Source organism: Nitrospira sp. Vd2 (genome assembly GCF_979581665.1).
Map to the genome: position 1 here is coordinate 1 of NZ_CEFZSK010000015.1, position 14279 is coordinate 14279.

16 protein-coding genes are annotated in these 14279 nt (G+C 59.0%); all 16 read right to left on the reverse strand.

Annotated features, from left to right (window positions below; genetic code table 11):
* A partial coding sequence (locus AC1U7K_RS07805) for a twin-arginine translocation signal domain-containing protein (protein ID WP_455388856.1) occupies positions 1–55 on the reverse strand: 55 nt, incomplete at its 3' end.
* A gap of 405 nt (positions 56–460) precedes the next feature.
* Positions 461–1879, reverse strand: a complete 1419-nt coding sequence (locus tag AC1U7K_RS07810) for a sigma-54-dependent transcriptional regulator (RefSeq protein WP_480250511.1) — start codon at positions 1877–1879, stop codon at positions 461–463.
* Positions 1880–1888: 9 nt separating this feature from the next.
* Positions 1889–3874 carry a sensor histidine kinase gene (locus tag AC1U7K_RS07815; RefSeq protein ID WP_480250512.1) on the reverse strand — a complete coding sequence of 662 codons (1986 nt, stop codon included), beginning with the start codon at positions 3872–3874 and terminating at the stop codon, positions 1889–1891.
* A 102-nt stretch (positions 3875–3976) separates the two neighbouring features.
* Positions 3977–4678 carry a hypothetical protein gene (locus tag AC1U7K_RS07820; RefSeq protein ID WP_480250513.1) on the reverse strand — a complete coding sequence of 234 codons (702 nt, stop codon included), beginning with the start codon at positions 4676–4678 and terminating at the stop codon, positions 3977–3979.
* Between the two features lie 3 nt (positions 4679–4681).
* A complete protein-coding gene (locus AC1U7K_RS07825; protein WP_480250514.1) occupies positions 4682–5191 on the reverse strand; it encodes a peptidylprolyl isomerase in 510 nt (169 codons plus the stop codon).
* Positions 5191–6231, reverse strand: coding sequence for a ligand-binding sensor domain-containing protein (locus AC1U7K_RS07830; protein WP_480250516.1), 1041 nt, complete (start codon positions 6229–6231; stop codon positions 5191–5193). The genes AC1U7K_RS07825 and AC1U7K_RS07830 overlap by 1 nt, the downstream gene beginning before the upstream one ends.
* Positions 6232–6263: 32 nt before the next feature.
* On the reverse strand, positions 6264–7040 hold the full coding sequence (tatC, locus tag AC1U7K_RS07835) for a twin-arginine translocase subunit TatC (protein ID WP_480250517.1): 777 nt from the start codon (positions 7038–7040) through the stop codon (positions 6264–6266).
* Between the two features lie 19 nt (positions 7041–7059).
* Complete coding sequence (locus AC1U7K_RS07840) at positions 7060–7302, reverse strand: DUF465 domain-containing protein (protein WP_480250519.1); 243 nt, start codon at positions 7300–7302, stop codon at positions 7060–7062.
* Positions 7299–7883 (reverse strand): ribosomal protein S18-alanine N-acetyltransferase, encoded by a 585-nt coding sequence (rimI, locus tag AC1U7K_RS07845; protein ID WP_480250521.1) that lies wholly within the window; start codon positions 7881–7883, stop codon positions 7299–7301. The genes AC1U7K_RS07840 and rimI overlap by 4 nt, the downstream gene beginning before the upstream one ends.
* Complete coding sequence (gene tsaB, locus AC1U7K_RS07850) at positions 7880–8602, reverse strand: tRNA (adenosine(37)-N6)-threonylcarbamoyltransferase complex dimerization subunit type 1 TsaB (RefSeq protein ID WP_480250523.1); 723 nt, start codon at positions 8600–8602, stop codon at positions 7880–7882. The genes rimI and tsaB overlap by 4 nt, the downstream gene beginning before the upstream one ends.
* Positions 8599–9465, reverse strand: coding sequence for a hypothetical protein (locus tag AC1U7K_RS07855; RefSeq protein ID WP_480250524.1), 867 nt, complete (start codon positions 9463–9465; stop codon positions 8599–8601). Before AC1U7K_RS07855 ends, tsaB begins: the two co-directional genes overlap by 4 nt.
* 31 nt (positions 9466–9496) lie before the next feature.
* Positions 9497–10855 (reverse strand): DNA repair protein RadA, encoded by a 1359-nt coding sequence (gene radA, locus AC1U7K_RS07860; protein ID WP_480250525.1) that lies wholly within the window; start codon positions 10853–10855, stop codon positions 9497–9499.
* Between the two features lie 92 nt (positions 10856–10947).
* Entirely contained in the window at positions 10948–11799 is an 852-nt protein-coding gene (locus AC1U7K_RS07865) for a hypothetical protein (protein ID WP_480250526.1), read from the reverse strand.
* Positions 11800–11815: 16 nt separating this feature from the next.
* Positions 11816–13216: an acetyl ornithine aminotransferase family protein gene (locus AC1U7K_RS07870; RefSeq protein ID WP_480250527.1), complete on the reverse strand. Its 1401-nt coding sequence runs from the start codon at positions 13214–13216 to the stop codon at positions 11816–11818.
* A 58-nt stretch (positions 13217–13274) separates the two neighbouring features.
* Positions 13275–13763 (reverse strand): thioredoxin-dependent thiol peroxidase, encoded by a 489-nt coding sequence (gene bcp, locus AC1U7K_RS07875; protein WP_480250528.1) that lies wholly within the window; start codon positions 13761–13763, stop codon positions 13275–13277.
* A gap of 75 nt (positions 13764–13838) precedes the next feature.
* Positions 13839–14279, reverse strand: a complete 441-nt coding sequence (locus AC1U7K_RS07880; RefSeq protein ID WP_480250529.1) for a tetratricopeptide repeat protein — start codon at positions 14277–14279, stop codon at positions 13839–13841.

Consider the following 14279-nt stretch of genomic DNA (forward strand, 5'->3'; position numbering starts at 1 on the left):
CCGCCGCCACCGTCCCCGCTGAAACCTTCAAAAATTGTCGCCTTGATAAGAACATTGCTGGCACCTCCTAGGATTGCGACTGATTCTTCCCCACTGACCGTGACGAAACGTTACCTTCACCACCTCCTTTCATGGCATGAATAGGCAGCTTCGTTACGAGTGGATAAGGAATTACAAGCCGCGTGCCGACGATGAAGTAGGACGACAGGAGCTGATGACAGAAAAACGTAAATCTGACATTCACTTGCGATGCTCGATTTGGATTGGTTCTGCCGGAGCTTTGAGGGAGTGAGAAAAAACTGATGGCTCACGGGGATTGCTGATGTAATACCATGATTTTGCTGATTTTTTACCGTTAGAATTTCCTGACATCGACAGCCGTTCTTGTCAACTGCCTGACTTAACGTGATATTTGTCTGATTTTGCACAGCAACAGTCAGACTTTTCTGACACCTGTTTTTCACTCCTGATCCTTCAAATAACGCCGCATGATCTCATGGAAATAGGAACGGGGAAGGCCGCTCTCGGTTGCGGCATGCGTGATATTGCCGTGATGGGCGGTCAACTTCGCGCGCAGGTACCGCCGATTGAATTCGTCCAACACCTTTTCCTTGGCCTTGGCATAGGGCAGATGCAAGTAATCATCTGTCATCGCCGCAACCGATGGATCGGAAGGTTGTAAGAGGCCCATCACGTCCTGCCTTCCAATCCGGTCGCCCTTGGCCAGCATCACGGCCCGTTCAATCACATTCCGGAGTTCGCGCACGTTCCCGGGCCAGGAATATGCGATCAAATCTGTCACGGCAGCTGCATGCAGATCCTCCACCTGTTTGCCAAATTCCTTGGCATAGCGAAGAACGAAATGGCGAGCGAGCAGCGGAATATCTTCCTTTCGCTCGCGCAACGGCGGAACCTGGATGGTCATGACGTTGAGCCGAAAGAACAGGTCCTTCCTGAACTCGTTTCGCTTCACCTTTTCGGCCAGATTCTGATTGGTGGCAGCCACGAATCGCACGTTGACCTTCTTTTGCTGGGTGCTTCCCACGGCCCGGACCTCGCCCTCTTCCAACACGCGCAGTAGTTTGGCCTGCTGGCTCAGCGGCAGGTCCCCCACTTCGTCGAGAAAAACGGTTCCACCGCTTCCCACTTCAATCAACCCTCGCTTGTCTGCGACGGCTCCCGTGAACGCTCCACGCACGTGGCCGAACAATTCGCTCTCCACCATGCCCTCGGAAAAGGTCGTACAGTCGACAACTTGAAAGGGGCCCTCACGTTCGGGGCTGCGGGCATGAATCGCTCGGGCGATCAATTCCTTCCCGGTTCCTGTTTCCCCGACGATCAGTGCCGTCGCTGACACTTGGGCCACGGCTTCGATCATTGCCAACACATGTTGGATGGCCGGACTCGTGCCGATCAGTTCCTTGAAGGGCAACGCCTGAGACACGCGGTCCAGTGGTTGATACTGCTGGAGAATTTCAGCCATACGCATGGCCCGGTGGATGCGGGTCGCGAGGTCGAGCGTTTGAAACGGCTTGAGGACGTAGTCGAACGCGCCGTGGCGCATGGCTTCCACGGCGACATCGACCGTGTTGACCCAGCTCATCACGACCACCGGAATCCGTCGATTGATCTGCTGCACGCGCTGCAACAGGTCAATGCCGCTCATTCCAGGCAGCCGGACGTCGGTAATGATCAGATCGATGTGACGGTCTTCGAGGATCTTCAAGCCGCCCTCGGCGCGCGCGGCGAAGACCAGTTCCACGTTTTCGTCTTCGGTTCTCGGTAACTCCTCCTCGACGGCCCTCAGGAACATCTCGACGTCGCCGGCGTTATCTTCGATGACCAAAATGGTGAACGTTTTTTCCTTCGTCATCTTCATGGACAAACCTCAATCACTCTTGACCTTCACCGTCTCGATGTGAGTGGCAGGATCGCGAAGGAGAATCGGTAGTCTCAGCGAAAAGGTCGTGCCGTCTCCGGGTTTCGACGTGACGGTGATTTCGCCGCCGTAGTGTTCCACGACCGTCTTCACGATCGAGAGCCCAAGACCCGCGCCCGGCGCCTCGACCGTCCCCAATCGCTGGAACGGCTCAAAAATTCTGTCGGTCATCGATGGCTCCATTCCAACGCCGTTGTCCTGGACATACAGCCAGTCGTTGTGAATGCCGATCTCGATTCTTGGGGCGGGTTGCTCACCCATGTACTTGATGGCGTTGTCGAGGAGGTTCTCAAAGACCTGTTTGACATGGATGCGCCGGCACGCCACTTGCGGGAGGTCATCGGACACGTTCACGATGATCCCCTTGGCCTCCAGGTCCAATGCGCGGAGATCCAGCAACTCACGGACGACCGACCCCACGTCCACACTTTCCACCGCTCGCCGCTCTTCGCCGAGCCGCGCCACATCGAGCGTGCGTTCGGCCAAATCGAGGAGGTCCTGCCCTTCCTTTTGAATCCACTCCAGGTATCGAATCGCTCGGTCATCGAGCCGTCCTCGATAATCCTTCATGATCCACGACGCAAATTCGGCGACGCGGCCAGCAGGTGCTTTCACTTCGTGGGTGAGGTCCGCAATCTTCCGGTCCACGGCACGCAGATGCTCCTTGAGTGTGGTCGACTCCGCTTCCACGGCTTCCAAGAGCCGCGCGTTCTCGACGGCCACCGCCGCGTACGAGCAAAACTGCTGGCTCAACTGAACATCCCAATCGGTAAAGACGCGCACCCCGCTCGTCTGCAGAAGGACCAGCACCCCCATTAACTCCTGCTGAGGCCCGAAGACCGGTACCGCCATATAACTTTTCGCCCCGAACTCATCCCGAAAGCGGATGCGCTTATCCGCGTGCTGCGACAGGTCGTTCACGAAGATCGGCGCACGCGTCTCGAACACCTGGGTGGTCAGCGGCGTCTCTTCGAAGAGGAGCACTTGTTTGCGGATTTGATCGAAGATTTGGCCGGAAGCAGCCTCCACCACCCAGCACTCCAGCACGGGGTGCCGAACGAGGAGGATGGCCAAGTCCGCCTTCAACAAACCGGCCGCGCGATCGACGATGCGTCTTAAGACCTGCTCGAGCCCGCCGGCTTCCAGCGTGGTGATTTCCTGACCGGTCAACCGTAGTGCCTCCAGGTGGTCCAGGTGTTGAGTGATTCGCCCCGCCATCCATTCGAAGGTCGCGGCCAACTGCCCGAACTCATCACGACTCCTCACCTCCGTGGTGGTGGGAAGCTGGCCGAGCGCGATCTGCTCCGCGGTCGTCGTCAGCTTTTTGAGCGGATCTTGAATCACACGCCGTACCACCCACATCGCGATCGCCAACAGAACGACGGCGCAGACCAGGAACGACCATTGAAGACGGTAGAGGACGTCGATGCGCCGGGCTGTCCGATGCTCGAGCATGTCGACGAGATCCGACCAACCCTCTACAAATCCTTGCACGCGCGGATTGTATTGGATCGAAGAAGCGGCGACGCGTGACGGCGCCCGTACAATCTGCTCCAGATTCGGCCGGATTTCACGCACCCATTGGTGCTCAATGGCGGCGAGCTTCAGTAGGACCTCGCGTTCCGACTCGCGCAGGAGCCCATAGGCAGCGTTCCCCTCCTTCAAGGCCGACAAGACGCGGCCCATCTCTTCGATGTCCGCCCGCACCGTCTGTCGCGCCTGCGTGTCGGGTGTCGTGATTTCGTTGAGGAGAAACGCGATCCGGTACACCCGCATCCGTTGGCCCGCGGCGTACTTGATGGCGGAGCTTGCACCGAGCAACTGCTGGGTGAGGTAGGAATTGACGAGCAACAGTGCGCTGAAGATCAGCGACAACAGGACAAAGACGCCGCCGATTTTTGTCGCGACTGATAACGAAGGCCGCCTGGACCCCACAGGCCCTCCCGAATAAGCGCTTGCTTATCCTTGCGTATTCGTCGCCTCAAATGCAATGGAGCGACGGCTCCGCTGCCGTGCCGGGCGGGGGAAGGATGGAGGCTAGGCCACGACCTTGGCGGGCCCGAGACGTCCTAAATCAATTACCAGTTCGTCTTTCTTTCGACCGGAGAGGTGATCCCACCAACTCGCCCGGTCCTTGACGAGCGCATCGCTGGGAGTGAACGTGAGATCGAAGGCCTTTGGTCCGGTGGGCGCGGTGGGATATCGACGGTCGTAGACCATGCCATAAGCGGGAATACCGTACACCACGCGATAGTTGCCGAGCATGAAGTGCAATCGGCCCTCGTGGACGTAGGCGCCTCCCGATGTAATTTCCCGCTTGATCGACGTCTGCGGATAACTAATGTAGAAGGTCGCCCGCTCATCCGGCTGCGCAGACGCCAGCGCTTCTGAAAGCCGGGGCGCAAGCCACGCGACTTCCTCGTCGCGGAACACTCTCTCCCACGGGGCCTCGCCGAGGAACAAGCGTTGGAGGCCATTGCGGTGTTGACGCGCTGAAAAGCCTTTCAGGACGCGCGCCATCTCGTCGGGCGAGATAAGCGCCGGTTGACTGTGGAGGGTTTGCGGAATTTCGTGAAAGGCATAGGGGTCAGGTTCCAGCCTGACAAAATCGGTAGGGGATTCAAAAATCATCCGGGCCGGCACCTGCGGCACGGCACAGCCGAGAAGCACGAGGCACGTGGAGGCGAAGGGCAAGGTGGTGAGGAGACCGCGGAGGAAGCAGACGATTCTCAACTTCAATCTTCACGCCTCAGTAACCGTGACCGTCATCTCAACCCGCTCGAGCGGATTGTCGCGGCCGTCGCGCTTGACATTGACGACCTTGTCCGCCACCTCCATGCCGCTCACCACTTCGCCGAACACCGTGTACTTCCAATCGAGGAAGAAGGAATCGGCGACGCAGATAAAGAACTGCGAGCCGGCGCTGTTGGGATCGTTCGAGCGCGCCATGGAGAGCGCGCCGCGCTTATGAGGTCGACTATTGAACTCCGCGGCAATGTGATAGCCGGGGCCGCCCATCCCGTGGAGCGCGCGATCCGGCTTCTTACTGTTCGGATCACCGCCTTGGATCATAAACCCCGGGATGACGCGGTGGAACGTGCAGCCGTCATAGAACTTCTCCTTGGCGAGCTTGATGAAGTTCTTCACGTGATTCGGCGCCACGTCAGGGAAGAAAGACAACACGATGTCTCCGATCGGCTCCCCCTTCACCTTGACATGAATCGTCGCCTTTGCGCCCTTGGCATCCGACATTATCGCTCCCTCTGGAAGAAAGGTTGACTGACCCCGCTCAAACCCTCGCTGATTCCGGTCCAATTCTTTCCATCGTCGTCACTGCGAAAGGCCCCTGAGCTGGTCCCGGCGTAGAGCGCGCCATCTTCCGCGGCAATCAAGACCTGGACGGAAAGCTCGGTCAGTCCCTTGTTGAGCGGCATCCACTGAACGCCTTGGTTGACCGTCTTGAAAATGCCGCGACCCGTCGCGACGTACAGTCCTCTTTCGTTCCACACCAGGCTTCGAATGGAATCGTTGGGCAACGCGTGACTGATCGGCCGCCACGTCGCCCCGCTGTCGCCACTGCGAAATACGCCGCCATCAAAGGTTCCCGCATACAGGGCCTGATCCTTATCCATAACCAGCGTACGAATGAAATTCTCGCGCATCCCTTCGTGATCCACCAGTCCCTGGGTCAGGCGCTGCCACTCCGTCGCATGCGCTTTCCGGCGCATAATACCCTTGCCCGACGTGCCGGCGTAGAGCGTCTGATCAGGCGCAATCGCGATCGTGTGGACGAGGACGTCTTCCAACCCTTTCGTCACGGCGGCCCAATTGTGTGCGCCGTCGGACAGACGATAGACGCCGTCACCTGTCCCGGCATAAATCGCTCCATCCTTGACCGTTAACGCCTTTACCTCCAAGCGCTTGAGGCCGGCGTTGACCGTTTCCCAGCTCTTTCCGTCCCGGGTGCGGAACACCCCACCTCGGAACGTTCCGGCATAGACGGTGCCGTCCGCGGCGGTGGTCAAGCAGAGAATAAAGGGGTCGGAAAGGCCGGTGTTCGCTGCCGTCCACGATTGCCCCCGGTCATCACTGCGAAACATCCCCATGCCAAACGACCCTGCATACACGGTATTCGGTCCAACGGTCGTGAGAGCCTGAATGCTGGGAGCCAAGAAGGGCCCCGGGTAGCCGCCCGGCGCATCCGCTTGTGCCGACCCGATACCAAGGGCGGTCCCGAGGAGAGCGGAAAGCATCACGGGTATGATCAGTTGTCGTGTTGAAATCAGTTCCATGATCTCACCATCTAGCTAACGTATGGTTTGATCTAGCGAACGCGGTGGCCTGCCGTCCCAACCGGTGTCACGGGTTCGAGCGAGACGGCCCTGTCCTCGCTCGCCCTTCGCCTTCCAAAGATGCGGGTTCCCCAAATGCCAATTTCATACAGGATCATCAGCGGGATGGCCATCAACAGCATCGTAAAGAGCGTCGCGTCGGGCGTAATGATGGCGGACACAATCAACGCGACCATGATCGCATGCTTGCGGTACTGAACGAGTACGTCGGTCGAGACGAGCCCAGCCCGCGCGAGTAAGGTCAAGACCAAGGGCAGCTCAAACGCAAAGCCAAAGATCAGCAAGAACTTTACGTTGAAATCGATATAGGTGCCGACCGCCAATTGCGGCGTCAGTTCGCGGTCCAAGCCGAAGCTCACGAAAAACCGGATCACGAGCGGCAAGATGACGAGGTTCGCGAAGACGAGGCCTAAGGCAAAAAATGCGGCCGCCAGACACAGCAAAGGAATCGCCCAGCGCTGCTCCTTCGGAAGCAGCGCTGGCTCGATGAACTTCCACCCTTGGTAGAGGATCATCGGCAGGCTCAGGATGACGCCTGCCAACACGGAGACCTTGATGGATGCGAACAGCGCCTCCGTCGGCCCATAAAAAATAAGATCATCCTGAAACGGTCGCTTCAGCCATGCCACTAGGTCCGGGGCATAAGCAAACATGAGCACGATCGACGCCAAAACGGTCCCCGCCACGATGATCAGCCGACGCTTGATGGCAGACAGATGGCGTACGAGCGGAGGAAGAACGTGGGCCATGGTGAAAACTCAGTGATCTCTATCGCGAGGCCGAATGTGCCTGTTCCTCGCGGTATTGATGGATCAATTCAGCCATCTTGTCCTTCTTGGCCAGTTTTTCTTTTTGGATCTGCTTCTTCAGCACTTCTTCCTGTGGCGTGAGGACGTGGCGGCGTTGAAGCTCGGCCAGCTCAGCATCCAGCCGATGGTGCGCTTCCTCGAGTTGACGAAATTCCAGATTCGAGGCCCGCAACAGCTCCGCAATCCGATCGGTTGTCATCATCGGTAACCTCCTGGCTGAAAGAACGGCGGCGACCCCGTCGCCTGCCGTGACGGTTGGCATTCGACGTTACTCTCGTCAGATGACTCGCCTTCCGGCCTCCTCACACAATCAATCCGATCCAATTCCATCAGAACCGCATCTTCGACAGGATTTGCGTAATACTTGTTCCGGAGGCCGGTTCGCCGAAATCCGGCCCGTTCGTACAGAGCAAGAGCAGGCCCGTTCGACGCCCGCACCTCCAACAATGCACGCCGCGCGCCCTCGGTCCGCCCGATCGTCAACGCATGCCATAACAACGCGGAGCCGATCCTACGGCGCCTTTCACTCGGTAACACCGCCAGGTTCATCATCCGCAGCTCTTCGAAGACGAGCCAAAAGCAGACATAGCCCACGGGTGTCATGGCCCGGTCATCGCGCGCGACGTACACGCGTGCAAAGGGATTGTTGGTCAACTCGACTTCCAGAGCCTTTCTCGACCATGGTGCCGTGAAGGAGGCTTCTTCGATCGCATGAATGGCATCGAGATCGTCAATGGTCGCCCCGTCAATGAAGATCCGGCTCTTGTCACTGAGGTCGCTCATACCGTGGTTGTCCGCCCGGCTTCACGTTGGATCCCCATCTTGACCTCTGCTTCCGCCCGCTGCACGTACAAAGGGCTCAACACCTGGCCCGCCGTCTCGCCTCGTGTGAATTTTCCCAGCCCTGCCAAGGCGACACTCACCGCATTCGCCTCGCCCTGTTCTCCGCTCACCTCATGGACACCTCGCTGTCCTACCTCATCCAAGAGCGACAGCAAACTATCTCGGTTCACGTTCCATCCGTCACCGAAGACGGTGACCGATGGTGGCAGTGATTCCGCGAAGGATCGGAGAGAGCCGACCTGGGCGGGAGAGATTTCCGTCAGGCGGGCGCCAATCCACTCATAGATCGCCCAATATACTTCGCCGCTCCGAGCTTTGAGAACGGGACACAGAAGACCGGATTCAGTGCAAAGGTTCCAGGCCATGCCTTCAAGGGTGGGAACTGCCACGACCGGCACGCCGGTGACGAGACGAAATCCCATCATAGTGGCCAGTCCAACCCGGAGTCCAGTGAACGAGCCGGGGCCGATGGAGACGATGAGGAGATCAAGATCAGTAAGAGCCCATCCTGTCCGCTCGAGCAACTCGTCGATAACGGGAAGGAGCGACTGACCCTGCTTCCCACCAGCATCACGGTCCCGCCGTTGGACGACGGCGTCATTCTCAAGTAACGCCACGCTCTGCCGCGAGGTCGCCGTTTCCACAGCCAATGCTCTCATGAGTGCGTCCCAGCATACGGGACACGTCGCGCCGCCACGCGCAATTCCTCGGCCGTCAATGGCACGTTCGGGGTCAATTCATGGAACTTAACCTCGATTCGGCTTTGCCCATCGCCATCCTGAGCGAGCACACGAAACGGCGCGCTGGCGCTGTCCCTGTTGGCAGCTCTGTTCGTCCCTGTCGTTGGCATCGATCCGAGGTCGATCGCTCGGAAGTCGTCAAATTCGACGGTTGCCTCGACTTCACCGAGCCGATTGAGCCGCTGCTCTTTGACAACGTGCAACGACTGTCGATCGAACCACAGACGGCGAAAAGGTAAGTCCTGCCCTGCCCGGTCGGCGGAGGACGCATAGACGTCCAAGCGATAACGATCACCGTCCTCGATCAAAGCGACTTGATCGCCGCGATGAATGGGCTCGACGCCGATGACCCCGCTCATGGCCAGCACGCTGAGCCGGAAGGGCCGTGCGATTTTTTCCACGCGACTCAAATCCGCGATCTGTCCCGTCAACAACCGTCCGTTCACCAAACGCAGCGTGTACCGCTCCTCTCCGAGCCCCAGCTCGAACAATTTGATGCCGAAGCGATTGAACCCTTGCAATCGCAGCGCGTCAGGACGATGGAAATGGACCGCTCCTTCGACGTACTGCGTCGCAGGGATCCCAGGCCCTTGAATTTGTGCACGGAACAGTCCTTTAAGGGATTGAATGGCGCCCGCCCGCTCCTCCAGTAAGCCAGCCAACTGTTCGGCGTTCGCGACACGAAGTGGTCCAGCCGGAGGAGGTGCTTCTCGCGTCTTCCAAAACGCACAGCTTGAGAGCGATATGCACGCCAGCAAGATCCAGAGCGCCCGTCCAAACATGGACCTGGTTACTCTCCTCTTGCCGTCCGCATCATCCGAGTAGGACGTCGAGCGCATGACGAAGGTCAGCCACACCGACTAGTTCAATCCCGTTCCGTCCGTCGATTTTCGCTAGGTTTCGTTCGGGTAGCACGCAGCGCCGAAAGCCCATTTTTGCGGCTTCACGAACACGAAGTTCCGCTTGGCTCACCGCTCGGACCTCACCGCCCAGTCCGAGTTCCCCAAGGACGACCGTAGCATGATCGATCGGCTGCTCCCGCAAACTCGACATGACGGCCGCGACGACGCCGAGATCGACCGCGGGCTCATCGATCTGCATCCCGCCAACGACGTTCACATAGACATCCTGACCGGACATGTGAACGCCCAGCCGTTTTTCCATCACCGCGAGCAATACGGCCACACGGTTGATCTCCACGCCGGTGGCCATTCGCTTCGGCATGGCGTAGCCGGTTGGTGATACCAGGGCTTGCAGCTCGACCAAGATCGGCCGGGTTCCTTCGACGCTGGAGACCACCACCGAGCCCGTACTGGCCAATGGTCGCTCGGCCAGAAACATCTCCGATGGGTTGCCGACTTCTTCAAGGCCCGTCTCCTTCATTTCAAAGACGCCGATTTCGTTCGTCGAACCGAATCGATTCTTGACGGCCCGAAGCACCCGGTAACTGTGGCCCTTGTCCCCTTCAAAATACAGGACGGTGTCCACGATGTGTTCGAGCAGTCGAGGGCCGGCAATGGCACCCTCCTTGGTGACGTGACCGATGACGAACACCGGGACGCCGCTGCGCTTGGCAAAGCCCATCAACTGCCCCGCCACTTCCTGGATCTGACTGATACTGCCGGGGGCCGAAGAGATCTGATCGGTGTAAACGGTCTGAATCGAATCTACGACCACAGCAGCAGGCTGAAGCTCCTGAATCGCCTTCAGAATTTCTTCCAACGCCGTTTCAGCGAGGATATAGAGCGCCTCTGTGGGGACATTGAGGCGTTCCCCGCGCATTTTGATTTGCTGCGGCGACTCCTCACCAGATACATAGAGCACACGCTCGGCGGTCGAGGCCAGTCTGGGAAGCGCCTGGAGGAGGAGGGTGGTCTTTCCAATTCCGGGGTCGCCACCAATCAGCATGATCGATCCCGGAACCACGCCTCCGCCCAGGACCCGATCAAATTCGCTGATACCCGTTCGGCGGCGATGCTCACCGACGACTTCGATCTCAGCGATGAGCGTGGCCTTTGGGATGCCGAGCTTGAGGACGGTGGGACGGCTCCCCCCGGCAGCCAGACGCTCCTCTTTCATACTGTTCCAGCCCCCACAATCCGGACACCGTCCTAGCCACCGTGGAGACTGATGCCCGCACGCCTGACAGAGGAAACTCGTCTTGGCCCGCATCAGCCGGAGCCCTTTCTTCTGCCGCTATCTTAAAGGAACGGGCTGCAAATTACAAAAGAAACGCGAATGAATCAGCGCCCGTGCTCGCTTTCCTACAGGCGCTTTTTTCGTACCTCTTTCCAGGTCCTAGCGATCTGGGCTTTTCGTGGAAAGTCACGCTCTTCCGAAGCAGACACGATTACGACTTCCAGCCGCCGACCGATCAAAGCCGCCGCGAATTCCTTGGTCCGCCCAATGCCCGCCTTGACGTTGTCCCACCCCTCCTGTCGCAAACTGTCGATCCTTTCCTCAACCGCTTCCTGCCCGGGACCGACGTGGACAATATAGCCAGGAGGAAACTTTCCGGTCTTGAGCCAGTCCCGGACTTCTCGGGTATCACTTGGTGACGCGACCCGCGATCGGAAAAGATACACGGCATTGAAGTAGAAGTCGGTGAGCCGCTTGACTTCCTCGGCGGCATCGGGTTGTGGGCGTCCAAGAAGGAGACTTCCGGGACTTCCAGGGATAGAGGGGACCGGTAAGGCAGGTACGGGAATCGGCTCGGTCAGCGATTCCATTTCAATCAACAAAATTGGTCGTCGCCGTTCCCACGAAAAGAGGGTGCCCGTCCCTTCGGCCTTCGAAACACGTGAGCTTTCCTTGACCTGCGCCGCCACGGGCAGATTCCCGCGCATCTTTGGCGTGTACTCTAACAGTGCGCGACCGTCGCCCCCGGTCATGGCCGATCCGACCGATTTTCCTCCAACAAGGAATTCAACCTGTTCGCCGCCGATCCCCGACCGTAGCAACGCCCCGGATTGACGCACCTGCGCCTCGAGCACGACTGGATGACCCGGTGAGGTGAGGGTGTCCGGGATGAAGACCGTCGGTACCGTTCGGTCCTCGGCGGCAAGGGGGACAGCTGCAAGGAGACCGAGGAGGATGAGCGCCGGAGCTGCGCGCATGGGAAGACTCAGCCGGTCAGCGGGAAGCCGCCCGCCGCTCGACGCGCGTCATGACATCATCGAGGATGTCGACTGCGGCGTCGGCATCTCGCGTGGAGATCATCAAGGGTGGCACGAGTCTCAGGACGCTCTGACCGCATCCCAACAGCAGCAGGCCTTTTTCAAAACACCGTTGCAAGATCTCGTTCCGTTCGGCAATCGCCATTTCCTTCGTATCACGGTTGCGCACGCATTCGATGCCGACCATCAGCCCCAATCCGCGCACATCACCGATGAGACGGTGACGGGCCTTCATGTCCTCTAAACGACGAAGGAGATAGGTCCCAACCTTGGCGGCATTCGCCATCAGCTTGCGTTCCAATAAGTCAATCGTCGCCAAGGCCGCTTCGCACGCCACAGGATTTCCGCCGAAGGTGTTCGCATGTGACCCGGCTTGCCAACTCATTACATCCGCCGAGGCGACGGTCACGCCCATCGGCAAGCCCGAGGCAATGCCTTTGCCGATTGCAATGATATCGGGGCTGACCGAGGCATGCTCGACGGCGAACATTCGGCCGGTGCGGCCCATCCCTGTCTGCACCTCGTCCACTATGAGCAGGATCTCGTGCTCGCGCGCCAGTGCGGCCAGCTTGGGGAGAAACTCTGGCGGTGGAACGATGACGCCTCCCTCCCCCTGGATCGCTTCCACGATGATGGCCGCCACATCTTCCGGTGGAACGGTCGTCTTAAAATACACGTCTCGGAGAACATCGACGCAATAGAGATTACAACTCGGGTGGCTCAGCTTGTAGGGACATCGATAACAGTTCGGGTACGGCACATGAGTCACGCCAGGCACAAGGGGCGCGAAATGTCGGCGTTGCACGGCTTTGCTTCCAGTAAGGGACAACGCGCCCATCGTTCTCCCATGGAAGCCGCCTTGGAACGCAACCATCAGGGGCCGCCGCGTCCGATAGCGGGCCAATTTGAACGCCGCCTCGACTGCTTCGGCTCCTGAATTGCTGAAGAACGTCCGGGCGGGACGCTTGACGGGAACGAGCAGCGCGAGGCGCTCGGCCAGTTTGACTTGCGCGGGATAGTAGAAGTCGGTCCCCGACATGTGAATGAAGCGCGACGCCTGATCTGCGATGGCCCGCACGACGGGGGCAGGAGAATGACCGGCCGAGACGACGGCGATACCCGCCGTAAAGTCCAAATAGCGATTGCCATCGACATCGATGACGACCGCACCCCTCGCGCGTTCCACAACCAGCGGATACAGTCGCGTGAGAGACTGCGAAAGCGTTTGCTCATCACGTCGCACCCACGCCTTGGCGATCGGACCGGGGGGCGAGACGGTAATCAACGGGACTTGGCGCGAGGACTGGGAAGCGTGACGGCGGCGGGTACGTTTCGACGTAGAACGACGGGGCACCATTATCCCCGGATGAGAAGAACCGAAACGGTTCTTGAAGAGGAGGCGCGTTCGGACTGGATCAAGACTGGCCCTTTCGGCCCACGTCGCGTAAGGCAGCGAGGACTTCGTCGACGTGACCATCGACCTTGACCTTGCGAAACGTTGCAGCCAGTACTCCGTGCTTGTCGATCACGAACGTGCTCCGCTCGATGCCCCAGTATTTCTTGCCGTACATGTTCTTCAGCTTGTAGACGCCGTAGGCTTTCGACACCGCCGCATCTTCGTCCGACAACAACGAAAACGGCAAGCCGTACTTCTGAATGAATTTTTGGTGCGACTCCCGTCCGTCGGTGCTGACGCCGACGACAACAGCTCCCATCTTCGTCACCGCGCCGATCGAGTCCCGGAAATTGCACGCCTCTTTGGTGCAGCCCGGCGTATCGTCCTTCGGATAGAAGTACAGGACGACGGGTTTTCCCCGAAACGAGGCTAACGTCACCGTCTTTCCATTCTGATCCGGCAAGGCAAAATCCGGGGCCTTGTCACCCGCTTTTAATTCATCAGCCATATGCATTACCAAAAGCTTGCTCTTGGGATTCACGTCGAGGAACGGCGGGAATCCATCACCACCCTCTCCGAATCTCTATCGCCGCGGCATGCCGCCGAAACTCGGCCGTTGGTTCGAATAGTTCGGCTCTTTCGCCTGCTTTTGAATGTTGGGCTCGGGCGCGCCGTAGGCGTGCAACGCCGGGGAATCCCAAATCACTTTGTCGCCTGGGGCCAGATTCGCAGCTTCAATAAAATGCTCGTGTGCCTGTTCGGTTTCGCCCATCGCGTAGAGCGTCAAGCCGAGGTTGTAATGAGCCTCTGCGGATGTCGGCGCACCGGCGACCACCTCGGCAAAATGGTCTCGCGCTTGGGCGAATTGTTTGGATTGATATTCCTGAATGCCTTGGGTGTTGAGTACCACGAATTGCTGCGGCACGGCGGCTTTCAGGGCGAGCGGTACCCGCGGCTTCGGCTTGGATGCACAGCCGATGATGGCGAGCGGCATCACGACGGCGAGCACGACGACGAGCTTCAT